Source organism: Mycolicibacter sp. MU0102 (assembly GCF_963378105.1).
GTDB lineage: Bacteria > Actinomycetota > Actinomycetes > Mycobacteriales > Mycobacteriaceae > Mycobacterium > Mycobacterium holstebronense.
On the sequence record NZ_OY726398.1, the window covers coordinates 3,172,513 to 3,194,338 of the forward strand.

General features: G+C 66.9%; 23 protein-coding genes. 22 read left to right on the plus strand and 1 reads right to left on the minus strand.

Features of this window, described 5'->3' with window-relative positions:
* Positions 1–28: 28 nt before the first annotated feature.
* A complete protein-coding gene (locus RCP37_RS14905; protein WP_308483828.1) occupies positions 29–1,237 on the plus strand; it encodes an acyl-CoA dehydrogenase family protein in 1,209 nt (402 codons plus the stop codon).
* Between the two features lie 4 nt (positions 1,238–1,241).
* Here RCP37_RS14905 and RCP37_RS14910 read toward each other — a convergent pair whose 3' ends face one another.
* Positions 1,242–1,841, minus strand: a complete 600-nt coding sequence (locus RCP37_RS14910; protein ID WP_308483829.1) for a TetR/AcrR family transcriptional regulator — start codon at positions 1,839–1,841, stop codon at positions 1,242–1,244.
* A gap of 77 nt (positions 1,842–1,918) precedes the next feature.
* On the opposite strand from RCP37_RS14910, the gene RCP37_RS14915 reads away from it, so the two are divergent.
* The 21 genes from RCP37_RS14915 (at position 1,919) to nuoK (ending at position 21,819) form a co-directional block, all read left to right on the plus strand.
* Entirely contained in the window at positions 1,919–2,701 is a 783-nt protein-coding gene (locus RCP37_RS14915; RefSeq protein ID WP_308483830.1) for a crotonase/enoyl-CoA hydratase family protein, read from the plus strand.
* A gap of 92 nt (positions 2,702–2,793) precedes the next feature.
* Positions 2,794–3,900, plus strand: a complete 1,107-nt coding sequence (locus RCP37_RS14920; protein ID WP_308483831.1) for a homogentisate 1,2-dioxygenase — start codon at positions 2,794–2,796, stop codon at positions 3,898–3,900.
* Positions 3,897–5,081 (plus strand): alpha/beta hydrolase family protein, encoded by a 1,185-nt coding sequence (locus RCP37_RS14925; protein WP_308483832.1) that lies wholly within the window; start codon positions 3,897–3,899, stop codon positions 5,079–5,081. Before RCP37_RS14920 ends, RCP37_RS14925 begins: the two co-directional genes overlap by 4 nt.
* Positions 5,078–6,283, plus strand: coding sequence for a CaiB/BaiF CoA transferase family protein (locus tag RCP37_RS14930; protein WP_308483833.1), 1,206 nt, complete (start codon positions 5,078–5,080; stop codon positions 6,281–6,283). Before RCP37_RS14925 ends, RCP37_RS14930 begins: the two co-directional genes overlap by 4 nt.
* On the plus strand, positions 6,280–7,185 hold the full coding sequence (locus RCP37_RS14935) for a hydroxymethylglutaryl-CoA lyase (RefSeq protein WP_308483834.1): 906 nt from the start codon (positions 6,280–6,282) through the stop codon (positions 7,183–7,185). The genes RCP37_RS14930 and RCP37_RS14935 overlap by 4 nt, the downstream gene beginning before the upstream one ends.
* Before the next feature lie 8 nt (positions 7,186–7,193).
* Positions 7,194–7,808: a TetR/AcrR family transcriptional regulator gene (locus tag RCP37_RS14940; protein WP_308483835.1), complete on the plus strand. Its 615-nt coding sequence runs from the start codon at positions 7,194–7,196 to the stop codon at positions 7,806–7,808.
* 24 nt (positions 7,809–7,832) lie between these two features.
* Positions 7,833–9,074: an acyl-CoA dehydrogenase family protein gene (locus RCP37_RS14945; RefSeq protein WP_308483836.1), complete on the plus strand. Its 1,242-nt coding sequence runs from the start codon at positions 7,833–7,835 to the stop codon at positions 9,072–9,074.
* Positions 9,071–10,048 (plus strand): phosphotransferase family protein, encoded by a 978-nt coding sequence (locus tag RCP37_RS14950; protein ID WP_308483837.1) that lies wholly within the window; start codon positions 9,071–9,073, stop codon positions 10,046–10,048. Before RCP37_RS14945 ends, RCP37_RS14950 begins: the two co-directional genes overlap by 4 nt.
* Complete coding sequence (locus tag RCP37_RS14955) at positions 10,045–10,392, plus strand: DUF6285 domain-containing protein (RefSeq protein WP_308483838.1); 348 nt, start codon at positions 10,045–10,047, stop codon at positions 10,390–10,392. Before RCP37_RS14950 ends, RCP37_RS14955 begins: the two co-directional genes overlap by 4 nt.
* 50 nt (positions 10,393–10,442) lie before the next feature.
* On the plus strand, positions 10,443–10,883 hold the full coding sequence (locus tag RCP37_RS14960) for an Rv3143 family two-component system response regulator (RefSeq protein ID WP_373693027.1): 441 nt from the start codon (positions 10,443–10,445) through the stop codon (positions 10,881–10,883).
* Between the two features lie 502 nt (positions 10,884–11,385).
* Positions 11,386–11,763 carry an NADH-quinone oxidoreductase subunit A gene (locus RCP37_RS14965; protein ID WP_308483840.1) on the plus strand — a complete coding sequence of 126 codons (378 nt, stop codon included), beginning with the start codon at positions 11,386–11,388 and terminating at the stop codon, positions 11,761–11,763.
* A 22-nt stretch (positions 11,764–11,785) separates the two neighbouring features.
* Positions 11,786–12,340: a NuoB/complex I 20 kDa subunit family protein gene (locus RCP37_RS14970; RefSeq protein ID WP_024442466.1), complete on the plus strand. Its 555-nt coding sequence runs from the start codon at positions 11,786–11,788 to the stop codon at positions 12,338–12,340.
* A complete protein-coding gene (locus tag RCP37_RS14975) occupies positions 12,337–13,032 on the plus strand; it encodes an NADH-quinone oxidoreductase subunit C (protein WP_308483841.1) in 696 nt (231 codons plus the stop codon). Before RCP37_RS14970 ends, RCP37_RS14975 begins: the two co-directional genes overlap by 4 nt.
* Positions 13,032–14,336 carry an NADH dehydrogenase (quinone) subunit D gene (gene nuoD, locus RCP37_RS14980; protein ID WP_308483842.1) on the plus strand — a complete coding sequence of 435 codons (1,305 nt, stop codon included), beginning with the start codon at positions 13,032–13,034 and terminating at the stop codon, positions 14,334–14,336. The genes RCP37_RS14975 and nuoD overlap by 1 nt, the downstream gene beginning before the upstream one ends.
* 59 nt (positions 14,337–14,395) lie before the next feature.
* Positions 14,396–15,175, plus strand: a complete 780-nt coding sequence (nuoE, locus tag RCP37_RS14985) for an NADH-quinone oxidoreductase subunit NuoE (RefSeq protein ID WP_308487100.1) — start codon at positions 14,396–14,398, stop codon at positions 15,173–15,175.
* Complete coding sequence (gene nuoF, locus RCP37_RS14990) at positions 15,172–16,524, plus strand: NADH-quinone oxidoreductase subunit NuoF (RefSeq protein WP_308483843.1); 1,353 nt, start codon at positions 15,172–15,174, stop codon at positions 16,522–16,524. Before nuoE ends, nuoF begins: the two co-directional genes overlap by 4 nt.
* Complete coding sequence (locus tag RCP37_RS14995) at positions 16,521–18,932, plus strand: NADH-quinone oxidoreductase subunit G (RefSeq protein ID WP_308483844.1); 2,412 nt, start codon at positions 16,521–16,523, stop codon at positions 18,930–18,932. The genes nuoF and RCP37_RS14995 overlap by 4 nt, the downstream gene beginning before the upstream one ends.
* On the plus strand, positions 18,929–20,158 hold the full coding sequence (gene nuoH / locus RCP37_RS15000) for an NADH-quinone oxidoreductase subunit NuoH (RefSeq protein ID WP_308483845.1): 1,230 nt from the start codon (positions 18,929–18,931) through the stop codon (positions 20,156–20,158). The genes RCP37_RS14995 and nuoH overlap by 4 nt, the downstream gene beginning before the upstream one ends.
* Positions 20,151–20,720: an NADH-quinone oxidoreductase subunit NuoI gene (nuoI, locus tag RCP37_RS15005; protein WP_308483846.1), complete on the plus strand. Its 570-nt coding sequence runs from the start codon at positions 20,151–20,153 to the stop codon at positions 20,718–20,720. Before nuoH ends, nuoI begins: the two co-directional genes overlap by 8 nt.
* Positions 20,720–21,523 (plus strand): NADH-quinone oxidoreductase subunit J, encoded by an 804-nt coding sequence (locus RCP37_RS15010; protein WP_308483847.1) that lies wholly within the window; start codon positions 20,720–20,722, stop codon positions 21,521–21,523. The genes nuoI and RCP37_RS15010 overlap by 1 nt, the downstream gene beginning before the upstream one ends.
* Entirely contained in the window at positions 21,520–21,819 is a 300-nt protein-coding gene (gene nuoK / locus RCP37_RS15015; RefSeq protein WP_308483848.1) for an NADH-quinone oxidoreductase subunit NuoK, read from the plus strand. The genes RCP37_RS15010 and nuoK overlap by 4 nt, the downstream gene beginning before the upstream one ends.
* The last annotated feature ends 7 nt before the right edge of the window (positions 21,820–21,826 follow it).

Here is a 21,826-nt window from a genome sequence, read left to right on the forward strand (position 1 = left end):
ACTCCGCTGCGAACACGAAAGTCTGATCATGGCAATCAATCTGGAACTGCCCCGCAAGCTGCAGGAAGTCATTGAGATGACCCATGCCGGGGCCGCCGAACTGTTGCGCCCCATCTCGCGCAAGTACGACGCGCGCGAGCACGCCTATCCGGTCGAGTTGGACACTCTGGAAACCCTGTTCGACGGGGTGTCCGGGGCCGGCGGTAGCGCGATGGCCGGCGCCGAGGCCTTCCGCGACGCCGGCGCGCAGACCGGAAACCGCAACGCGTCCAACATGGCGGCAATGCTGCAGGTGCTCGAGATGAGCTGGGGCGATGTGGCTTTGATGCTGTCGGTGCCCTACCAGGGTCTTGGCAATGCGGCGATCTCCGGTGTGGCCACCGATGAGCAGCTCGCTCGGCTGGGCAAGGTTTGGGCCGCAATGGCCATCACCGAGCCGAGCTTCGGCTCCGACTCGGCGGCGGTGACCACGACGGCCACCCTCGACGGCGACGAGTATGTGATCAACGGCGAGAAGATCTTCGTCACCGCCGGTTCGCGCTGCACCCACATCGTGGTGTGGGCAACGCTGGACAAGGCGCTGGGGCGGGCGGCGATCAAGTCGTTCGTGGTGCCGCGCGAGCACCCTGGTGTCATCGTCGAGCGCCTGGAGCACAAGCTCGGCATCAAGGCCTCCGACACCGCGGTGATCCGGTTCGACAATGCCCGCATCCCCAAGGACAACCTGCTGGGCAGCCCGGAGATCAACACCGAGAAGAGCTTCTCCGGAGTCATGGAGACCTTCGACAACACCCGGCCGATCGTGGCCGCCATGGCGGTCGGGGTCGCGCGCGCCGCGCTCGAAGAGCTGCGCAAGATGCTCACCGCCGCCGGCATCGAGATCTCCTATGACAAGCCGGCACACGCCCAGAGCGCACCGGCCGCGGAATTCCTGCGGATGGAGGCTGACTGGGAGTCGGCGAACCTGCTGACGCTGCGCTCGGCGTGGCAAGCCGACAACAGCATCCCCAACTCCAAAGAGGCGTCGATGGGCAAGGCCAAGGCCGGCCGAGTCGCCAGCGACATCACCCTCAAGGCCGTCGAAATGGCCGGCACCCTGGGCTACTCCGAGCAGATGTTGCTGGAGAAGTGGAGCCGTGACTCGAAGATCCTCGACATCTTCGAGGGCACCCAGCAGATCCAGCTGCTGGTGGTGGCCCGCCGGCTGCTGGGCCTGTCGTCGGCCGAACTGAAGTAGCTCCTTACGCCGGCGGTTGAATCAGCGGGCCGAAGCTGGCGCTGACGGCCTCGAGCGCCCGGGTGTCGCGTGCGGACAGCGCAATGACGAACGCGCCCTGGATGAGTGCCAGCACGCTGTGCGAAAGCTCTTCGGCGGAACGATCGTCGCGCACGTCGCCGCGTTTCTGACCGGCCTGCATCAGCGCGGTCAGAGCGCTGTGCCAACCGTCCAGCGCGGCGCCGAGGCAGGCCCGGAACGGCTCGGAGTCGGCCGCCAGCTCGGTGGAGAACTTGCCGGCCAGACAAGCCCGCTGGAAGCCCGACCGTACGAACGCCTGGGTGAGTTGGGCGAAGTAGCCGGTGAGCTTCTCGGTGGTACTGAGGGTTTCGTCGTCGGACCACGAAGCCAGCGCGTCTAGCTGCATGTGCATGTAGCGGTCCAGCACCGCCAGGCCGAACGCATCCTTGGAACCGAAGTGGTGGTAGAAGGAGCCCTTCGGCACCCCGGAGGCAGCCAAGATGGCATCGACAGTGGTGCCGTGAAACCCGGACGCATAAAACGACCTCATGCCCTGGCGAAGAAGTCGCTCCTTGTGCGTCAGCGCTTTTGCTGGAGCCGCCATCGAATCCTCCACTCTTGACGATCTGGTCTAGACGATTTAGTCTAGCCGACGCACCCCGGCATTCAGGGAGGACACGAGTGAGCTACCAGAACCTGACCGTCCGCCGCGACGGCCATGTGCAGATCATCGGCCTCGACCGGCCCGACAAGCGCAACGCGTTCAACTCCGCAATGCTGCGTGAACTGGCCTGCGCCTACGGGGAATTCGACGCCGACGACAGCCTGCGCGCCGCCGTGCTCTACGGCGAGGGGCCGATGTTCACCGCCGGCCTGGACCTGGCCAGTGTCGCCGGGGACATCGCCAACAACGTCTCGCACGTGCCCGACGGCGGCATCAACCCGTGGCAGGTCGACGGCCGGCAACTGTCCAAACCGGTCGTCACCGCCGTGCACGGCAAGGTGCTGACACTGGGAATCGAGCTGATGCTGGCCGGCGACATCGCCGTCGCCGCCGAGTCGGCCACCTTCGCGCAACTGGAAATCGCCCGTGGCATATACCCGTTCGGAGGGGCCACGATCCGATTCCCTCGGGCGGCCGGCTGGGGTAACGCCATGCGGTGGATCTTGACGGCCGACACCTTCGACGCCCGCGAGGCCCATCGCATTGGCATCGTGCAGGAGGTGGTGGCCGACGGAGAGCAGTTGACCCGCGCCATCGAGATCGCCCACACCATCGCCCGGCAGGCACCGCTGGGCGTGCAGGCCACCTTGGGCAGCGCCCGTCAGGCGGTACGCGACGGCGACGCGGCGGCCGAGGCTGCCCTGGTGCCCACCGTGCAGAAGCTGTTCGCCAGCGAGGACGCCGCCATCGGGGTGCAGGCGTTCCTGACCCGCAGCACCGCGGAGTTCCTCGGTCGCTGAGTTCCCGGGGGCTCTTGCCCAGGGCCAAAACAAAAAGTAACGTTACTTTTAGTTCTGACCCGTTATCCGCATGAGTTCTCCGGGAGTCGCCGATGGAATCCTTCGTCCACCTGCGCAAAGGCACCACGCCGCATCGCCTGCACGCCGATCTCGACGGCCTCAAGGACGACGAGCTGGGCCGTGGCGGCTTCACCGGCCGCACCGCCAACATGTACCGGCGCAACGACCCGACCGCCTACCGCGCCGAAGGGCCGCTTCGGCCCGTCGATGTGCTGGCCGCACTCCTGCAGCCGACCGACGCCACCGACGCCGCCGGTGATCCGCTACTGCTGTTCAGCAACGCCGACTGCCGCATCCGGCTGTCCCGGCGCTCGGCCCCGATGCCGTTCCACATCCGCTACGTCGACGGCGATCTGCTCTGCTTCGTACACGCCGGATCCGGGCGGCTGGAGACCGAATTCGGCCCGCTGGACTACCGCGAGGGCGACTGGCTGTATCTGCCCAAGGCGACCACCTGGCGACAGCTGCCCGCAGCCGAAACCACACTGCTGATGATCGAGGCCACCGATGAGTTCCGGGTTCCACCGCCCGGTCCGCTGGGCCGGCACTTCCCGTTCGACCCTTCCCTGATCGTCATCCCGGATCCGGCCCCCTTCAACCCAGATCCGTTCGACGATGGGCGCGAGAGCTACGAGGTCCGGCTGATCCACGATGGCGGACCGACAACGCTGCACTACCAACACAATCCGATCGATGTCGAGGGTTGGCGCGGCGACAACTTCGCGTTCTCGTTCAACATCGCCGACTACAACGTGGTGACGTCTGACAGCGTGCACCTTCCCCCGACGGTGCACCTGTTCATGCAGTCCACCGGGGTGTACGTGATGAACTTCCTGCCCAAGCCGGCCGAAGGGGTGGCGGGCACCGAACGGACGCCGTGGTATCACCGCAACGTCGACTTCGACGAGATCGCGTTCTTCCATGGCGGGTCGCTCTACGGAATCCCGATGCCGCCCGGCCTGATCAGCCACGCGCCGCAAGGCGTACATCATGGTGCGCCGGAGAAGGCCCGCGAACGGTCACGCCGAAAATTCGACGACTATCAGCGGGTGGACTGGCAGGTCATCGCCATCGACACTCGCCGCCGCCTCATCCCCTCCCCCGCAGTTCTCGCCGCCGACCTAGGACAGCACGCATGAGCGCCAAACACGATTACGAGCGAATCCCCTACCTGATTGCCTACCAGAACAATTCGGGTGTCCGTGACGTCTACGGCGGAGTCGCCGAGCTGGTGGTGCTGGAGAGCTACCTGTTGCGGCCGAAGGACGCGCCGAGCGACACCGTGCTGGTGTTCATGCACCCGATCGGCGGCGGCGCCTACCTTCCGATGGTCAATGCCCTGGCCCGCGCCGGGCACCACGTCATCTACTGCAACAGTCGATTCCGCGGCACCGACTCGGCGCTGCTGATGGAGAAGGTGGTCGAAGACCTCGGCCAGTGCATCTCCGACGCCAAGAACCGGCTCGGCTACGCCAAGGTGGTGCTGGCCGGCTGGAGCGGCGGAGGCTCGCTGTCGCTGTTCTACCAACAGCAGGCACAGCACCCGACGGTGACCGCCAGCCCATCCGGCGACGGACCCGACCTGACCAAGCTGAACCTGATCCCGGCCGACGGCGTGATGCTGCTGGCCGCCCACATCAGCCGCCACGGCACGCTGACCGAATGGCTGGACGCCTCGATCCTCGACGAGTCCGACCCGACCAAACGCGACCCGGAACTGGATCTCTACAACCCGGACAACCCCAACCAGCCGCCCTACAGCGCGGAGTTCCTGGACCGCTACCGGGCCGCCCAGATCGACCGCAATCGCCGGATCACCGCCTGGGTCAAGGCGAAGCTCGCCGAGTTCACCGAGGCCGGCCTGCCCGATCAGGAATTCGGGTTCGTCGTGCACGGCACCATGGCCGACCCGCGCTGGCTGGATCCGACGGTCGACCCCAACGACCGCACCCCCGGCAGCTGCTACCTGGGCGAGCCCGCGGTGGTGAACATGAGCCCGGTCGGGTTGGCACGGTTCTGCACGCTGCGCAGCTGGCTGTCACAGTGGAGCTACGACGACGCCCACGGCGACGGAGTGGACTGCGGCCGCGACATCGCAGTGCCCACCCTGGTGATCGGCAACATGGCCGACGACGCCTGCACGCCCAGCCATACCCGCCGGCTCTTCGAGGCGATCGGCACCAGCGACAAGGCGATGCACGAAATCCCCGGAGCCAACCACTATTACGCCGGGCCGGATCAGCGTGATGCACTGCGACAGGCCGTGACGATCGTCAGTGATTGGCTGGCCCAGCATGATTTCGTAGGCTCGTCGGCATGACACCTACCGGCGCGCTCGACGGCATCCGGGTTCTGGAGCTCGGCACGCTCATCTCCGGGCCGTTCGCCGGGCGACTGCTCGGCGACATGGGCGCCGAGGTCATCAAGATCGAGCTGCCCGGCAAACCCGACCCGCTGCGCACCTGGGGACAGGCCGAACTCGACGGGCACCACTTCTTCTGGACCGTGCATGCCCGCAACAAGAAGGCCGTCACCCTCGACCTGCGTACCGAACGCGGCCGGGAGCTGTTCCTCGATCTCGTCGACAAGTCCGACATCATCGTGGAGAACTTCCGCCCCGGCACACTGGAGCGCTGGGGATTGGGTTTTGACACCCTGCGTCAGCGCAACCGGGGAATCATCCTGGTGCGGGTCTCCGGCTACGGACAGACCGGACCGGACGCCCACAAGGCCGGCTACGCCTCGGTCGCCGAGGCAGCCAGCGGACTGCGGCACATGAACGGTTTTCCCGGCGGTCCGCCGCCACGGCTGGCCCTGTCCCTTGGCGACAGCCTCGCGGGCATGTTCGCCGCCCAAGGTGCCCTGGCCGCCCTCTACCGTCGCACGGTCACCGGCGAGGGTCAGGTGGTCGATGTCGCCCTCACCGAATCCTGTTTGGCCATCCAGGAATCCACCATCCCCGACTACGACGTCGGCGGTGTGGTACGCGGACCGTCAGGCACCCGGCTGGAAGGCATCGCCCCGTCGAATATCTACCAGTCGGCCGATGGCAGCTGGGTGGTGATCGCCGCCAACCAGGACAGTGTGTTCGCCCGGCTGTGCCAGGCCATGGGACGGCCGGAGCTGGCGACCGACCCGCGGTTCGCCGACCACGGTGCGCGCGGCCGCAATCAGGATGAATTGGACTCGATCATCGGCGACTGGGCGTCGCAGCGGGCACCCGATGCCATCATCGCGACGCTCAGCGATGCCGGGGTGATCTCCGGGCCCATCAACACCGTCGCCGAGGTCGTCAAAGACCCGCAACTGTGGGCGCGCGGCATGCTCGCCGAGCACTGGGACGAAGGCGCCGAGCGCACCGTGCTGGGGCCCGGTGTCATGCCCGTGCTCTCGGAGAGCCCTGGCACAATCCGCAACGCCGGATCGGCACGCCCCGGCCAGCACAACGACGAGGTCTACGCCGGTCTGCTCGGCAAGACGAGCGCGGAGTTGGACGCCCTACGCACCGAGGGGGTGCTGTGAGCACACTGCCCAGCCAGGTCACGATCCGCGAGGTGGCGCTGCGCGACGGTCTGCAGATCGAGGCACCGATCCCGTTGAGCGCCAAACTCGAACTGCTGGCCGCAATTGCCGCCACCGGCGTGCGCGAGGTCGAGGTGACCTCGTTCGTCTCCCCGACCAAAGTCCCGGCCCTCGCCGATGCCGCCGAGCTGGCCGCCGAGCTGTGGCGCTACCCGGAACTGGAGTTCTCCGCGCTGGTCGCCAGCCCCGGTGGCGCAACCCGAGCGGTAGCCGCCGGCCTGAAGTCCATCGAATACGTGGTGTGCGCCTCGGATGCCTTCAGCACCGCCAACGTAGGGCGCCGCACGGCACAGGCCGTCGCAGCGATCGCCGACATCGCCGGTATCGCCCATGACGCCGGCGCGTCGGTGGAGGTCATCATCGCCACCGCCTGGGACTGCCCCTTCGACGGGCCGACCGAGCCCGGCCGCGTCACCGACATCGCCGCCTCGGCAAGCGCTTTCGGGATCGACCGGCTGGCCATCGCCGACACCATCGGCACGGCCACTCCCCGGCGCGTCACCGACCTGATCGCGGCGGTGCAGCCGATCATCGGCGACATCCCACTGGGAGCGCACTTCCACAACACCCGAGGCTCCGGGCTGGCCTGCGCCTACGCGGCGATTCAGGCGGGAATCACCCGGCTCGACGCCTCGGCCGGCGGCCTGGGCGGCTGCCCGTTCGCCCCGGGCGCCACCGGCAATATCGCCACCGAAGACCTGGTCTACCTGCTCGGCGACAGCGGCATCGACACCGGTATCGATCTGGATGCCGCCATCACCGCGGCCGGCGTGGCCAGCACGGTGGTCGGCCACGGGCTGCCCAGCGCCCTGCTGGCCGCCGGAGACCGGAAGCGGGTCTGAGCGCCTCGATGTCCACCCAGCGTGAGCTCAGTTCGAAGGGACGCCTGACGCGCGGTGCGATCGAGCAGGCCGCCCGAGAACTGTTTGCCGAACGCGGATTTCACGGCACCACACTGGCCGACATCACGTCGGCGGCCGGAAAGTCCACGGCGGTGTTGTACCGGTACTTTCGCGACAAGGAAGATCTGCTGGCCGCGTTGGCCGAGTCGTTTCTCACCCAGGTGGTCGAGCCGTCCGGATTCAAGATGCGACTGCCGGAGTCCCCGGAGGACACCGAGTTCTTCTCGTCGGTGGTCAGCGCCTACTGGGCCATGTTCAAGCCGAACATCGGCGTCATGATCGCGGTCGCGCAGCTGGCGGCGACCAGCGAGCGATTCGCCGCACTGCAGAACGAGTTCCGCCGGTTCGGCATGGATATCGTCGCCGCCTCGGTACGGCGCGCACAGCAGCAAGGCTACGGCGTCGAGCTCGACCCCGACCACATCGCGGCGGCCATCGCGCTGCTGTTCGAGAATTTCACCGTTGTGTTCGTCGGCCCGTCCGGGCCGGGATGGCGGATCAGTGACAGCGACGCCATCGAGACGCTGTCGACCATCTGGAGAAAGACCCTGTACGGCCGTTGATCGCTGACAACTGAAGGAATCGCCATGGATTTCACACTGCCCGAACATCTTCCCGGTGTCCTCGCCGAGATGGACGACTTCATCGAGCGCGAGATCGCACCGCTGCAAGCCGAGCACATGCAGTATTTCGACCACCGGCGCGAGTTCGCCCGCACCGACGTTGAACGTGGCGGCATCCCGCGACGTGAGTGGGAAGAGCTGCTCGATGAGATGCGCCGCCGCGCTGATGCGGCCGGCTGGCTGCGGTACGGGTTGCCCGCCTCCCTGGGCGGGCGAGATGGAACCAACGTCGACATGGCGGTGATCCGGGAACACCTGGCCCACAAGGGGCTCGGCCTGCACAACGACCTGCAGGACGAGTCGTCGATCGTCGGGAACTTCCCGCAGGTGATCATGATGGAGCGGTTCGGCACCGACGAGCAGCGCCGCGAGTTCTCCCAGGCCATGATCACCGGCGAGCGGTCGATGGCCTTCGGCTTGACCGAACCCGAGCACGGTTCGGATGCGACGTGGCTGGAAACCCGCGCCGAACTCGATGGCGACACCTGGGTGATCAACGGCGCCAAGCGGTTCAACACCGGAGTGCATCGGGCCACCCATGACCTGGTGTTCGCCCGCACGTCCGGCGAGGCCGGCTCGGCGCGCGGCATCACCGCGTTCCTGGTCCCCACCGATACCCCAGGATTCACCATCCCGTTCTACTGGTGGACCTTCAACATGCCCACCGACCACGGCGAGGTCGAACTGCGCAACGTACGGGTGCCGGCCGATGCGGTGCTCGGCGAGGTCGACGGCGGGTTGGACGTGGCGCAGACCTTCCTGCACGAAAACCGGATCCGCCAGGCCGCATCCAGCCTGGGCGCCGCGCAGTACTGCATCGACCGCGCCGCCGAATACGCCCGGCAACGCATCGTGTTCGGCAAGCCGCTGTCGGTCAACCAGGCGGTGCAGTGGCCGCTGGCCGAACTGCAGACCGAGGCCCAGATGGTGCGACTGCTGGTGAACTACGCGGCCTGGCACCTGGACCGCGACCACCACCTGGAGGTCTCAGACAAGGTGTCGATGGCCAACTACCGCGCCAACCGGCTGGTGTGCGAAGCCGCCGACCGCGCCATCCAGATCCACGGCGGAATCGGCTATACCCGCCACGAGCAGTTCGAGCACATCTACCGACACCACCGCCGCTACCGGATCACCGAGGGCGCCGAGGAGATCCAGATCCGCCGGGTCGCGCAGCGACTGTTCGGGTTCGACCGCCGGCGATGACTGCCGATCAGCTCGCCGACCGGCTGACCGATGTGCTGACGCCGGTGTTGGGCCCCGTTGCAGTCGAGGGCCTGCGCGCCCTGACCGGCGGCGCCAGCCGGATCACCTGGGCTTTCGATGTTGTCGGCGGCAACCGCGAGCGACGGTCACTGATTCTGCGGACCGGGCCGCTCGAGGAGCTCTACGCCAGCATGGAACTCGAAGCGCAGGCGCAGCGCGCCGCAGGCCAGGCCGGCGCTCCGGTTCCGAACGTGCTGGTGGCCGATAATTCCCCTGCAGCACTGGGGAATCCGTATTTGATCTGCGACCTGATCGACGGCGAGACGGTCGTTCGCCGCATCGAACGCCAACTCGATGACGAAGGACGCGAACAACTGCTGGGCCAGTGCGCGCAGGCGCTGGGCGCCATCCACCGGGCCGACCCGGGCGGCATCGCGCTGAGCACCGAAGACCAGCTGTCCGCATGCCGCGCCCAGCTCGATGCCATGCCCGATACCACCGCCGTCTTCGAGTGGGCGTTTCGGCGGTTGGCCGCCGATCGTCCACCGCCGGTGCCGACGCAGCTGGTCCACGGCGATTTCCGGATGGGCAACCTGATGGTCTCCGGCGACGGTGACCTCGCCGCCGTGCTGGACTGGGAGCTGGTGCACCTCGGCGACGGCATCGAGGACTTGGCCTGGTTCTGCCTGCGAGCCTGGCGCTTCGGTGCGCCGCTGGAGCGCGCCGCCGGTGGACTCGGCGATATCGACGCCCTTCTGGCCGCATATGAGCAAGCCAGCGGGCACCGCGTCGATCCTGACCGGTTCGACTGGTGGCTACTGCTGGGCACGCTGCGATGGGGCATCATCTGCCGCTACCAGGCACAGCGTCACCTCAGCGGTCAAACCCGCTCAGTGGAACTGGCGACCATCGGCCGGCGGGTCTCCGAATCCGAATGGGACGTGCTGCGCCTGCTCGATGGAGTCCGGCCATGAGCGCCGGGCGCCGTCCCACCGCGGCCGAACTGGTCGGCGCGGTCACCGAGTTCCTGGACACTGCGCTGGTCAATCGCGACGAACATGCCGCCACCGACAGCCAGGTCAGGTTTCACGCGCGGGTGGCGGCCAACGCACTGCGTATCGTCGAACGGGAATTACGCGATACCACCGGTGGCGTCGTCGCCGAGGCCCTGGCCGAGCTGGGATTTGCCGACGAGGCAGAGCTGGCCGCCGCCATCCGAGCCGGTGACCTCGACGACCGACCCGAGGCGCTCACCGCGTGCCTGTACACCCTGGTGGAGCATCGGCTGGCCATCGACCACCCGGGATACACCCAATAGCCCCTAGAGTTACTGCGCGACAATCACTTCGACGGCGCTCTCCAAACCCGATGTATCGGCAGGACCTGCGCAGTAGCATCTGGACCGTGTCCGACACCAATGCCGCGCTGCGAATCCTTGTCTACAGTGACGACGCCGCGACCCGTGCACGGGTTACGACCGCGTTGGGCAAGCGGCTGCACCCGGACCTACCTGAGATCAGTTATGTCGAGGTCGCAACCGAGCCGGTGGTGATCCGGCAGATGGATGCCGGTGGCATCGACCTGGCCATCTTGGACGGCGAAGCCGCCCCGGCCGGCGGGATGGGCATCTGCAAACAGCTCAAAGACGAGATCACGCCGTGCCCGCCCATCGTGGTGCTCACCGGCCGCGCCGACGACGTCTGGCTGGCCAAATGGTCACATGCCGACGCCGCCGTGGCCCACCCAATTGACCCGATGGAATTGAGCCGCGCGGTGCTGGGCCTGCTCCGCACGCCGACACCGGGTTGATCCGGCGGTCCCAGCCTCACCTCTCCTTCGTCGAGCCTCGCTGAACCGCTGCGTTCATGCGCCGGTCCCAGCTTCACCTCTCCTTCGTCGAGCCTCGCTGAACCGCTGCGTTCATGCGCCGGTCCCAGCTTCACCTCTCCTTCGTCGAGCCTCGCTGAACCGCTGCGTTCATGCGCCGGTCCCAGCTTCACCTCTCCTTCGTCGAGCCTCGCTGAACCGCTGCGTTCATGCGCCGGTCCCAGCTTCACCTCTCCTTCGTCGAGCCTCGCTGAACCGCTGCGTTCATGCGCCGGTCCCAGCTTCACCTCTCCTTCGTCGAGCCTCGCTGAACCGCCGGGGTTAGGGCAGCCTCAGGAGCGAATTCCCCTGTCGCCGTTACCGCTACAGGTGATGCCCGTCACAGTTGTCAGCAATTTCGGATTCTTCCCAACCGCCTCGTGGCAGCGGACTAGGCTGTGCCTGAAGTCACATCGGCGCCCGGAAGGGAACTACGTCACTGAGCATGAACCTCTACCTGCCGATCCTGGTCCTCGCCGCGCTCGCCGCCGGTTTCGCCATATTTTCCGTGGTCGCCACCGCTCTGGTGGGCCCCTCGCGCTACAACCGGTCGAAACTAGAAGCCTACGAGTGCGGCATCGAACCCACAGACCAACCGGTCAGCGGGCCGCACGCCCCGTCCGGGCAGCGATTCCCGGTGAAGTACTACCTGACCGCCATGCTGTTCATCGTCTTCGACATCGAGATCGTTTTTCTCTACCCCTGGGCAGTTGCCTTCGACGGGCTCGGAGTATTCGCCCTCATCGAAATGGTGCTGTTCGCCGTCATCGTGTTCGTCGCCTACGCCTACGTCTGGCGGCGCGGCGGTCTGAATTGGGATTGAGTGGGAGTAGGCGGGCTTAGACATGGGATTAGAAGAGCAACTGCCGAGCGGACTCCTGCTGTCCACCGTGGAAGACCTGGCCGGATACTTCCGCACCGGGTCGCTGTGGCCGGCAACCTTCGGCCTAGCCTGTTGCGCGATCGAGATGATGTCGACGATGGCGCCCGACTACGACCTGTCCCGGTTCGGGATGGAGGTTTTCCGGGCCTCACCGCGCCAGGCCGACCTGATGATCGTGGCGGGCCGGGTCAGCCAGAAGATGGCACCGGTGCTGCGCCAGATCTACGACCAGATGGTGGAGCCCAAATGGGTGCTGTCGATGGGCGTGTGCGCGTCGTCGGGCGGAATGTTCAACAACTACGCGATCGTGCAGGGCGTGGACCATGTCGTCCCGGTCGACATCTACCTGCCCGGGTGTCCGCCCCGGCCGGAAATGCTGATGTACGCAATCCTCAAGCTGCACGAGAAGATTCGCTCGATGCCCCTGGGCGCCAACCGGGAACAGGTGATCACCGCGACCGAGGAGGCCGCCTTATCGGCCCCGTCCACCTGGCAGATGAGGGGGTTGTTGCGGTGAGCGAGGCAGGCGGTGGGGACCGAAACGGATCCGAAGACGTGATCAAGGTCCGCCACGGCCTGTTCGGCGCGACGGGCACCGGCGACACGTCCGGATACGGGCGCCTCGTGACCGAGGCCGCACTTCCCGGCGAGACCCCGCGGCCCTACGGCGGGTACTTCGACGAGCTCGTCGACACCCTCACCGCTGCCCTGCAGCGCAACGGAATCGAATTCGCCGACGCCATAGAGAAAGTCGTGGTGTACCGCGACGAACTGACCCTCTACGTCCCACGCGCGCAACTGCCCGCGGTCGCCCAGCTGCTGCGTGACGAGCCGGCGCTGCGCTTCGAGCTGAGTCTCGGGGTCTCCGGTGTGCACTACCCCGGCGACACCGACCGCGAGTTGCATGCGGTCTACCCACTGCGGTCCATCACCCACAACCGCCGCGTCCGTCTGGAAGTCGCTGCCCCCGATGCTGATCCGCATATTCCTTCGCTGTTCGCGATCTACCCCACCACCGACTGGCATGAACGCGAGACCTATGACTTCTTCGGGATCATCTTCGACGGCCACCCCTCGCTGACCCGGATCGAGATGCCCGACGACTGGCACGGCCACCCGCAGCGCAAGGACTACCCGTTGGGCGGCATCCCGGTGGAATACAAGGGCGCGCAGATACCGCCGCCGGACCAGCGGAGGGCTTACAAGTAATGAGCACCGACACACCGCACACCGTCCTGAACGTCGGTGGGCAGGAATGGGACCAGGTAGTGGAGGCAGCCAAGGCCGCCGACCCCGGAGAACGCATCGTCGTCAACATGGGACCCCAGCACCCGTCGACGCACGGCGTGTTGCGGCTGATTCTGGAACTCGAAGGCGAGACCGTGACCGAAGCCCGGTGCGGCATCGGCTATCTGCACACCGGTATCGAGAAGAACCTGGAAAGCCGCTACTGGACCCAGGGCGTCACGTTCGTGACGCGAATGGACTACCTGTCGCCGTTCTTCAACGAGACCGCCTACTGCCTCGGTGTGGAGAAGCTGCTCGGTATTACCGACGACATCCCCGAACGCGCCAGTGTCATCCGGGTTTTGATGATGGAACTCAATCGGATGTCCTCGCACCTGGTCGCGCTTGCCACCGGCGGTATGGAACTCGGCGCGCTCACCGTGATGCTGTTCGGCTTCCGGGAACGTGAGCTGGTGCTCGACATCTTCGAGGCCATCACCGGGCTGCGGATGAACCACCAGTACGTCCGCCCCGGCGGCGTGTCGGTGGATCTGCCCGATGACGCAGTCCCGCAGATCCGCGACTTCCTCAAGCTGATGCCCAAGCGACTCAAGGACATCGAGGACCTGCTGACCGAAAACTACATCTGGAAGGCCCGGACCAAGGGCGTGGGCTACCTGGACCTGACCGGATGCATGGCGCTGGGCATCACCGGCCCGGTGCTGCGCTCGACGGGCCTGCCCTATGACGTGCGACGTGCGGAACCGTATTGCGGCTACCAGGACTACGAGTTCGAGGTAATCACCGATGACGGCTGTGATGCCTACGGCCGCTACCTGATCCGCATCGCAGAGATCAAGGAGTCCCTCAAAATCGTCGAACAGTGTCTGGACAAGTTGCGGCCCGGGCCGGTGATGGTCTCCGACCGCAAGATCGCCTGGCCGGGCGACCTGACCATCGGCCCGGACGGGCAGGGCAACTCCCGGGAGCACATCGGCTGGATCATGGGCCACTCGATGGAAGGGCTGATCCACCACTTCAAGCGAGTCACCGAGGATCTGTGGGTGCCCCCGGGGCAGGTGTTCGTCTCGGTCGAGTCGCCCCGCGGCGAACTGGGGGTACACATGGTCAGCGACGGCGGTACCCGCCCCTACCGGGTGCACTACCGGGATCCGTCGTTCACCAACCTGCAGGCGGTGGCCGCCATGAGCGAGGGCGGGCTGATCGCCGACGTGATCGCCGCCGTCGCCAGCATCGACCCGGTCATGGGCGGGGTAGACCGGTGAGCGCGTCGGGCGGCGAGATCGACCAGGCCGGCGTCAACAAGACCGGGCGCGGCCGGTTGATGCCGCCGACCGCGGGGACCGACGGCAAGCGGGTCTTCCTTCAGTTAGGCCGGCAGCCAGAAGAACCCAATCAGTTCAACCATCCCGGCGCTCCGACCAGCTACTCCCCCGACGTGCGAGCCCAGCTGGAAGCCGACGCCAAGGAGATCATCGGCCGCTACCCACAGCCGCGTTCGGCGATTCTGCCGCTGCTGCACCTTGTACAGGCACAGGACACCTACGTCACGCCGGCAGGGCTGTCGTTCGTCGCGGAGCTGCTCGGGCTGACCAGCGCCGACGTCGCCGGGGTCGCATCCTTCTATTCGATGTACCGGCGTGACCCCACCGGCAAGTACCTGGTCGGCGTCTGCACCAACACGCTGTGTGCGGTGATGGGCGGCGACGCCATCTACGACGGCCTCAAGGAGCACTTGGGCGTCGGTAACGATCAGACCACCGCCGATGGATCGGTCACCCTGCAGCACATCGAGTGCAACGCCGCCTGCGACTACGCGCCGGTGGTGATGGTCAACTGGGAGTTCTTCGACAACCAGACACCGGAATCGGCACGCGAGCTTGTCGACAAATTGCGCGACGACGCCGAGGTGCGACCCACCCGCGGGATGCCGCTGTGCAGTTTCGCCGCCACCGAGCGGATTCTCGCCGGCTTCCCCGACGAACGCGCCGACGACGGCCAAGGCGGCGCCGGCTCAGCGACGCTGGCCGGCCTGCAGGTGGCGCGCGAGCACAAGATGACGGCACCGGAGCCCGGCAGCAACGCCGATAGGGGTGCGAAATGACCCTTACCAAAGGAACACCGCCCGAGGGCACACCGCTGACGCCGGTGCTGAGCAGCTACTGGGACGAACCCGAGTCCTGGACGCTCGAGACCTACCGCCGCCACGACGGCTATGTCGGGATGAAGCGTGCGCTGGCGATGACGCCGGACGAGGTCATCGAACTGGTCAAGGACTCCGGGTTGCGTGGCCGAGGCGGCGCCGGGTTCTCCACCGGGACCAAGTGGTCCTTTGTGCCCCAAGGCGACGAGGGGGCAGCGGCAAAGCCGCACTACCTGCTGGTCAATGCCGACGAGTCCGAGCCCGGCACCTGCAAGGACATGCCGCTGCTGATGGCGACACCGCATGTGCTCATCGAGGGCATGATCGTGTGCTGCTACGCGATCCGTGCCCGCCACGCCTTCATCTACATCCGCGGCGAGGTGCTGCCGGTGGTGCGGCGGTTGCAGGCGGCGGTCGCCGAGGCGTATGCGGCGGGGCTGCTGGGCAACGACATCGGTGGCAGCGGCTTCGACCTGGACATCACCGTGCACGCCGGGGCGGGCGCATACATCTGCGGCGAGGAGACGGCGCTGATCGAATCGCTGGAGGGCTATCGAGGCCAGCCCCGGCTGCGCCCACCGTTCCCCGCGGTGGCCGGGCTGTATGCCTCGCCGACGGTGGTCAACAACGTCGAATCGATCGCCAGTGTGCCGTCGATCCTGCGCAACGGGCCGGAGTGGTTCCGGTCGATGGGCACTGAGAAATCCCGTGGATTCACCCTGTATTCGCTGTCCGGGCACGTCAACCGGCCCGGACAGTACGAGGCGCCGCTGGGTATCACGCTGCGCGAACTGCTCGGCTACGCCGGCGGGATACGCGACGGGCATCGGCTGAAGTTCTGGACGCCAGGCGGCTCGTCGACCCCGATCCTGACCGAGGAACACCTCGACATCCCGCTGGACTACGAGGGCATGGCGTCGGTGGGGTCCATGTTGGGCACCAAGGCGTTACAGATCTTCGACGAGACCACCTGCGTGGTGCGCGCGGCGGGGCGCTGGTCGGAGTTCTACAAACACGAGTCCTGCGGCAAGTGCACGCCGTGTCGTGAGGGCACCTACTGGCTGGTGCCGATCTACCAGCGGCTGGAAGCCGGCCGCGGAACCCCGGAAGACCTCGACACCCTGCTCGACATCGCCGACGTCCTGTTCGGAAAATCCTTCTGCGCCTTGGGTGATGGCGCCGCGATGCCGGTGAAGTCGTCGATCCAGTACTTCCGTGACGAATACATCGCCCACCTCGAGGGCGGCTGCCCGTTCGACCCGAAAGCGAGCATGTTCGTGCCAGGTGGAGCAGCAGGCGGTGTGGCGTGACTCAAACTTCCCAACCGGACGGTCAAGAGTCGGTGACCCTCACCATCGACGACCAACAGATCACGGTTCCCAAGGGCACCTTGATCATCCGTGCCGCGGAGCAGTTGGGCATCGAGGTCCCTCGGTTCTGCGACCACCCGCTGCTGGACCCGGTGGCCTGGTGCCGGCAGTGCATGGTGGAGGTGGAGGGCCAACGCAAGCCGCAGCCGTCATGCGCGGTGGCCGCCACCGACGGCATGGTGGTGCGCACCCAGCACACCTCCGCCGAGGCCGATCGGGCCCAGCATCTGGTGATGGAACTGTTGCTGATCAACCACCCGCTGGACTGCCCGACCTGCGACAAGGGTGGTGAATGCCCGCTGCAGAACCAGGCGATGTCGCACGGCCGCACCGAGACTCGCTTCGAAGAGACCAAGCGCCACTACCCCAAGCCGATCAACATCTCCTCCCAGGTGCTGCTGGACCGAGACCGCTGCATCTTGTGCGCGCGCTGCACTCGGTTCGCCAACGAGATCGCCGGGGACAAATTCATCGAGATGATGGATCGCGGCGCACTGCAGCAGGTCGGTATCTACACCGACACGCCGTTCGACTCCTACTTCTCGGGCAACACCGTGCAGATCTGTCCGGTGGGCGCCCTTACCGGCGCCTCCTACCGGTTCCGGGCCCGCCCGTTCGACCTGGTCTCCACACCGACCGTCTGCGAGCACTGCGCCGGCGGCTGCGCCGAACGCACCGACCACCGTCGCGGCAAGGTGATGCGGCGGATGGCCGGCGAAGACCCGGACGTCAACGAGGAGTGGAACTGCGACAAGGGTCGCTGGGCCTTCACCTACGCCACCCAGGGCGACCGGATCACCACACCGATGGTCCGCGACGACAGCGGGAACCTGGTCCCCACCTCCTGGCCGCACGCGGCGGCGGTGGCGGCGCGTGGCCTGGCCGCGGCACGTGGACGCACCGGCGTGCTGGTCGGCGGGCGGATGTCGGCCGAGGACGCCTACGGCTACGCCAAGTTCGCTCGGGTGGCGCTGCACAGCGATGACATCGACTTCCGAGCGCGCGCGCAGTCCGCCGAGGAAGCCGCGTTCCTGGCGGCCCGGGTGGCGGGCCACGGGAGCTCAGGGCCGTCCGCGGTCACCTACGCCGACCTGCAGGCCGCGCCGCTGGTGTTGCTGGCCGGTCTGGAGCCCGAGGAAGAGGCACCGATGGTCTTCCTGCGGCTGCGCAAGGCGGCCCGCAAGAACGCCACCAAGGTGTTCAGCCTGGCGCCGTTCGCCGATCGCGGGCTGACCAAGATGTTCGGCACCCTGCTGGCAGTCGTTCCCGGTGGCGAGGCCGCCGCGCTGGACGACCTGCACACCGGTGATATCGGACAGGCGCTTCGCCAACCCGGCGCAGTGGTGCTGGTCGGCGAACGGCTGGCCGCCTCGCCCGGAGCGCTTTCGGCGGCGATTCGGCTGGCCGATGCCACCGGCGCGAAGCTGGCCTGGGTGCCCCGCCGAGCCGGGGAGCGCGGCGCGCTGGACGCCGGTGCGCTGGCCGGCCTGCTCCCCGGTGGACGTCCGCTGGGTGATCCGGCGGCGCGGGCCGAGGTTGCGCAGAGCTGGGGTCTCGGCAGCCCCGACGACCTGCCGTCGCAGGCCGGGCGCGACACCGACACCATCCTGGCGGCCGCGGCCGACGGAACGTTGGGAGCACTGGTGGTCGGCGGCGTGGAGCCGACTGACTTGGCCGACCCGGCGGCGGCATTGGCGGCCCTGGACGAGGTCGAGTTCCTGGTCAGCCTCGAGCTGCGGCACAGCGAAGTCACCGAGCGCGCCGATGTGGTGCTGCCGGTCGCTGCCGCAGCCGAGAAGTCCGGCACGTACGTCAACTGGGAGGGCCGCCACCGGCGGTTCGGTGTCGCACTGGGTGACACCGGCGCCCTGCCCGACCGGCGGGTGCTCGACGTGATCGCCGAGGAGATGGGCGTCACGTTGGGACTGTCCACGCTGGAAGCGGCGCGCGACGAGCTGGCGGGGCTGGGCGCTTGGTCCGGCGAGCGAGTCACCGGACCCGACGTCGCCGCGGGCTCACCGCCGCAGCCCGGCGCCGGCGAAGCCGTGCTGGCCGGCTGGCGAATGCTGCTGGACGAGGGGCGGATGCAGGACGGTGAGCCGAACCTGGCCGGCACCGCGCGCACTCCGGTGGCACGCATGTCGGCGGCCACGGCTGCCGACATCGGCGTGGCCGAAGGCGAGCCGGTCACCGTCAGCACCGAACACGGCAGTATCACCCTGCCGCTGGTCACCACCGAGATGCCGGACAACGTGGTGTGGCTGCCGATGAATTCGCACGGCTGCGCAGTGCATCGGGATCTGGGGGTCACCCTCGGCGCGACGGTACAGATTGGACGCAGATCATGACCGATCCCTGGTGGCTGATGCTGGCCAAGGCGCTGGGCGTCTTCGTGTTTCTGATTCTGACGGTGGTCCTGGCGATCGTCATCGAACGAAAAGTCGTGGGTCGCATGCAGATGCGGCCCGGCCCCAACCGGGTCGGACCCAAAGGTTGGCTGCAGAGCCTGGCCGATGCGATCAAGCTGGCGCTCAAGGAGGACATCACCCCCTTCAACGTCGACCGGGCGATCTACACGTTGGCGCCGATCATCTCGACGGTGCCGGCGATCACCGCATTCGCAGTGATCCCGCTCGGGCCGGAGGTCAGCATCTTCGGTCACCGCACCGCTTTGCAGCTGGCGGACCTGCCGATCGCGGTGTTGTTCGTCCTGGCGATGTCCTCGATCGGGGTGTACGGGATCGTCCTGGCCGGCTGGTCGTCCGGATCCGCATATCCACTGATCGGCGGAATCCGCTCCACCGCCCAGGTGATCTCCTACGAGGTCGCGATGGGTCTGGCATTCGCGTCCGTGTTCCTCTACGCCGGGACGATGGCAACCTCGGGCATCGTGGCGGCCCAGGATCGGGTGTGGTTCGCGTTCCTGTTGCTGCCGTCGTTCATGGTGTATCTGACCGCGATGGTCGGTGAGACCAACCGGGCACCGTTCGATCTGCCCGAGGCCGAAGGCGAGCTGGTCGGTGGCTTCCACACCGAATATTCGTCGCTGAAGTTCGCGCTGTTCTTCCTCGCCGAATACATCAACATGACCACGGTTTCGGCCGTCGCCGTCACGTTGTTCCTCGGTGGCTGGCACGCTCCGTTCCCGTTCAACATGTGGCCGGCCGCAAACACCGGCTGGTGGCCGCTGCTGTGGTTCACCGTCAAACTGTGGGGCTTCATCTTTGTCTACATCTGGCTGCGGGGCACCCTGCCCCGGCTGCGTTACGACCAGTTCATGGCGCTGGGCTGGAAGATCCTGATCCCGGTGGCGCTGGCCTGGGTACTGCTCGCGGCGGTGATGCGCAGCCTGCGCAACGACGGCTACGAGCACTGGCAGCTGGTACTGGCCGGGATGAGCACGCTGACCGCGGTGGTGCTGCTACTAGCACTGCATCGCAAGTTCAGTGCGCTGAACAGTCGCCTCGACGAACCAGCGCCGCCGGCTCCGGCCGTTGCATCCGAAGGCTCATTCCCGATACCACCGCTGCCACAACGCAGTTCATCGCGGGTCAAGGAGGACGTCAATGGCTAGTCTGCGAGACGCCCTGGCCGGGTTCGGCGTCACCTGGAAGACGATGTTCAAACGGCCGATCAACGACGGCTATCCCGAACACAAGAAGCCGACGGCGCCGCGCTACCACGGCCGCCACCAACTCAACCGGCACCCGGATGGGCTGGAGAAGTGCATCGGCTGCGAGTTGTGCGCGTGGGCCTGCCCGGCCGACGCCATCTATGTTGAGGCCGCGGACAATACCGATGAGGAGCGCTTCTCCCCCGGTGAGCGCTACGGCCGCGTCTACCAGATCAACTACCTGCGCTGCATCGGCTGCGGCCTGTGCATCGAGGCCTGCCCCACCCGCGCGCTGACCATGACCAACCAGTACGAAATGGCCGCCGACAACCGTGCCGAGCTGATCTTGGAACGTGACCAGTTGCTGGCGCCGCTGGAACCCGACATGATCGCCCCGCCGCACGCGATGCCACCCGGCGCCACCGAAAAGGACTACTACTTGGGCAGAGTCAGCCCGGCCGGGCTCGATGCGGACCCGGACCTGTTCGTGATGCTCGACCGGGTCAAGCAGGGCAAAGCCTGATGGGCACCACCCTGCTCGCCACCGACATCGTCGTCCGCACCTCCACCGGGGAGGCGGTGGCGTTCTGGATTCTGGGCGTCATCGCCATCGTCGGTGGCATCGGCGTAGTCAGCGCCGCGAAGGCGGTGTATTCGGCACTGTTTCTGGCGATGACGATGCTGATCCTGGCGGTGTTCTACTTCGTCCAGGACGCGATGTTCCTCGGCGTGGTGCAGATCGTCGTCTACACCGGCGCGGTGATGATGCTGTTCCTGTTCGTGATGATGCTCATCGGTGTCGACTCCGCCGAGTCCCTGGTGGAGACGCTGCGCGGCCAGCGGGTCGCCGCCACCCTCGCCGGGATCGGCTTCGGGATGCTGCTGATCGCCGGGATCGGCAGCGCGACAATGCACCTGAGCAGCATCGGCACGCCGACGGCGACCGGTACCGGCTCGGCGGACCTGAGCCAGCACAACGTCGAGGGACTGGCGGCACTGATCTTCACCCGCTATCTGTGGGCGTTCGAGCTCACCAGTGCGTTGCTGATCACCGCGGTGCTCGCCGCGATGGTACTGACGCACCGCGAGCGGCTGCGGCCGCGAATGACCCAGCGGGAGCTGTCCATCCAGCGCTTCCAATCCGGCCGGCGGGCCACGCCGCTGCCCACCCCCGGCGTCTACGCCCGGCACAACGCCGTCGACATCGCCGCGCGCCTGCCCGACGGGACCTACTCCGAGCTGTCGGTGTCGGACACCTTGACGCACCGCTGGGTCGGCGCCACCGGCAATGCCGCGCACGCGAACACCGAGGAGTCGGACCAATGAATCCGGAGAACTACCTGTACCTGTCGGCGATGTTGTTCACCATCGGCGCCACCGGAGTGCTGTTGCGGCGCAACGCGCTGGTGATGTTCATGTGCGTCGAGCTGATGCTCAACGCCGCCAACCTGGCGTTCGTCACCTTCTCGCGCCTGCACTCCCAGCTTGACGGCCAGATGGTCGCGTTCTTCACCATGGTGGTCGCCGCCTGTGAGGTGGTGATCGGCCTGGCCATCATCATGACGATCTTCCGGGCCCGGCGATCCGCCTCGGTCGACGACGCGAACCTACTGCGCGGCTAGGAGTTGG

Coding starts and splice junctions, on each gene's coding strand:
- RCP37_RS14905 (WP_308483828.1), top strand. CDS start 29: ATGGCAATCAATCTGGAACTGCCCCGCAAGCTGCAGGAAGTCATTGAG.
- RCP37_RS14910 (WP_308483829.1), bottom strand. CDS start 1,841: ATGGCGGCTCCAGCAAAAGCGCTGACGCACAAGGAGCGACTTCTTCGC.
- RCP37_RS14920 (WP_308483831.1), top strand. CDS start 2,794: ATGGAATCCTTCGTCCACCTGCGCAAAGGCACCACGCCGCATCGCCTG.
- RCP37_RS14925 (WP_308483832.1), top strand. CDS start 3,897: ATGAGCGCCAAACACGATTACGAGCGAATCCCCTACCTGATTGCCTAC.
- RCP37_RS14930 (WP_308483833.1), top strand. CDS start 5,078: ATGACACCTACCGGCGCGCTCGACGGCATCCGGGTTCTGGAGCTCGGC.
- RCP37_RS14940 (WP_308483835.1), top strand. CDS start 7,194: ATGTCCACCCAGCGTGAGCTCAGTTCGAAGGGACGCCTGACGCGCGGT.
- RCP37_RS14945 (WP_308483836.1), top strand. CDS start 7,833: ATGGATTTCACACTGCCCGAACATCTTCCCGGTGTCCTCGCCGAGATG.
- RCP37_RS14950 (WP_308483837.1), top strand. CDS start 9,071: ATGACTGCCGATCAGCTCGCCGACCGGCTGACCGATGTGCTGACGCCG.
- RCP37_RS14955 (WP_308483838.1), top strand. CDS start 10,045: ATGAGCGCCGGGCGCCGTCCCACCGCGGCCGAACTGGTCGGCGCGGTC.
- RCP37_RS14960 (WP_373693027.1), top strand. CDS start 10,443: ATGTATCGGCAGGACCTGCGCAGTAGCATCTGGACCGTGTCCGACACC.
- RCP37_RS14965 (WP_308483840.1), top strand. CDS start 11,386: ATGAACCTCTACCTGCCGATCCTGGTCCTCGCCGCGCTCGCCGCCGGT.
- RCP37_RS14970 (WP_024442466.1), top strand. CDS start 11,786: ATGGGATTAGAAGAGCAACTGCCGAGCGGACTCCTGCTGTCCACCGTG.
- nuoD (WP_308483842.1), top strand. CDS start 13,032: ATGAGCACCGACACACCGCACACCGTCCTGAACGTCGGTGGGCAGGAA.
- nuoE (WP_308487100.1), top strand. CDS start 14,396: ATGCCGCCGACCGCGGGGACCGACGGCAAGCGGGTCTTCCTTCAGTTA.
- nuoF (WP_308483843.1), top strand. CDS start 15,172: ATGACCCTTACCAAAGGAACACCGCCCGAGGGCACACCGCTGACGCCG.
- nuoH (WP_308483845.1), top strand. CDS start 18,929: ATGACCGATCCCTGGTGGCTGATGCTGGCCAAGGCGCTGGGCGTCTTC.
- nuoI (WP_308483846.1), top strand. CDS start 20,151: ATGGCTAGTCTGCGAGACGCCCTGGCCGGGTTCGGCGTCACCTGGAAG.
- RCP37_RS15010 (WP_308483847.1), top strand. CDS start 20,720: ATGGGCACCACCCTGCTCGCCACCGACATCGTCGTCCGCACCTCCACC.
- nuoK (WP_308483848.1), top strand. CDS start 21,520: ATGAATCCGGAGAACTACCTGTACCTGTCGGCGATGTTGTTCACCATC.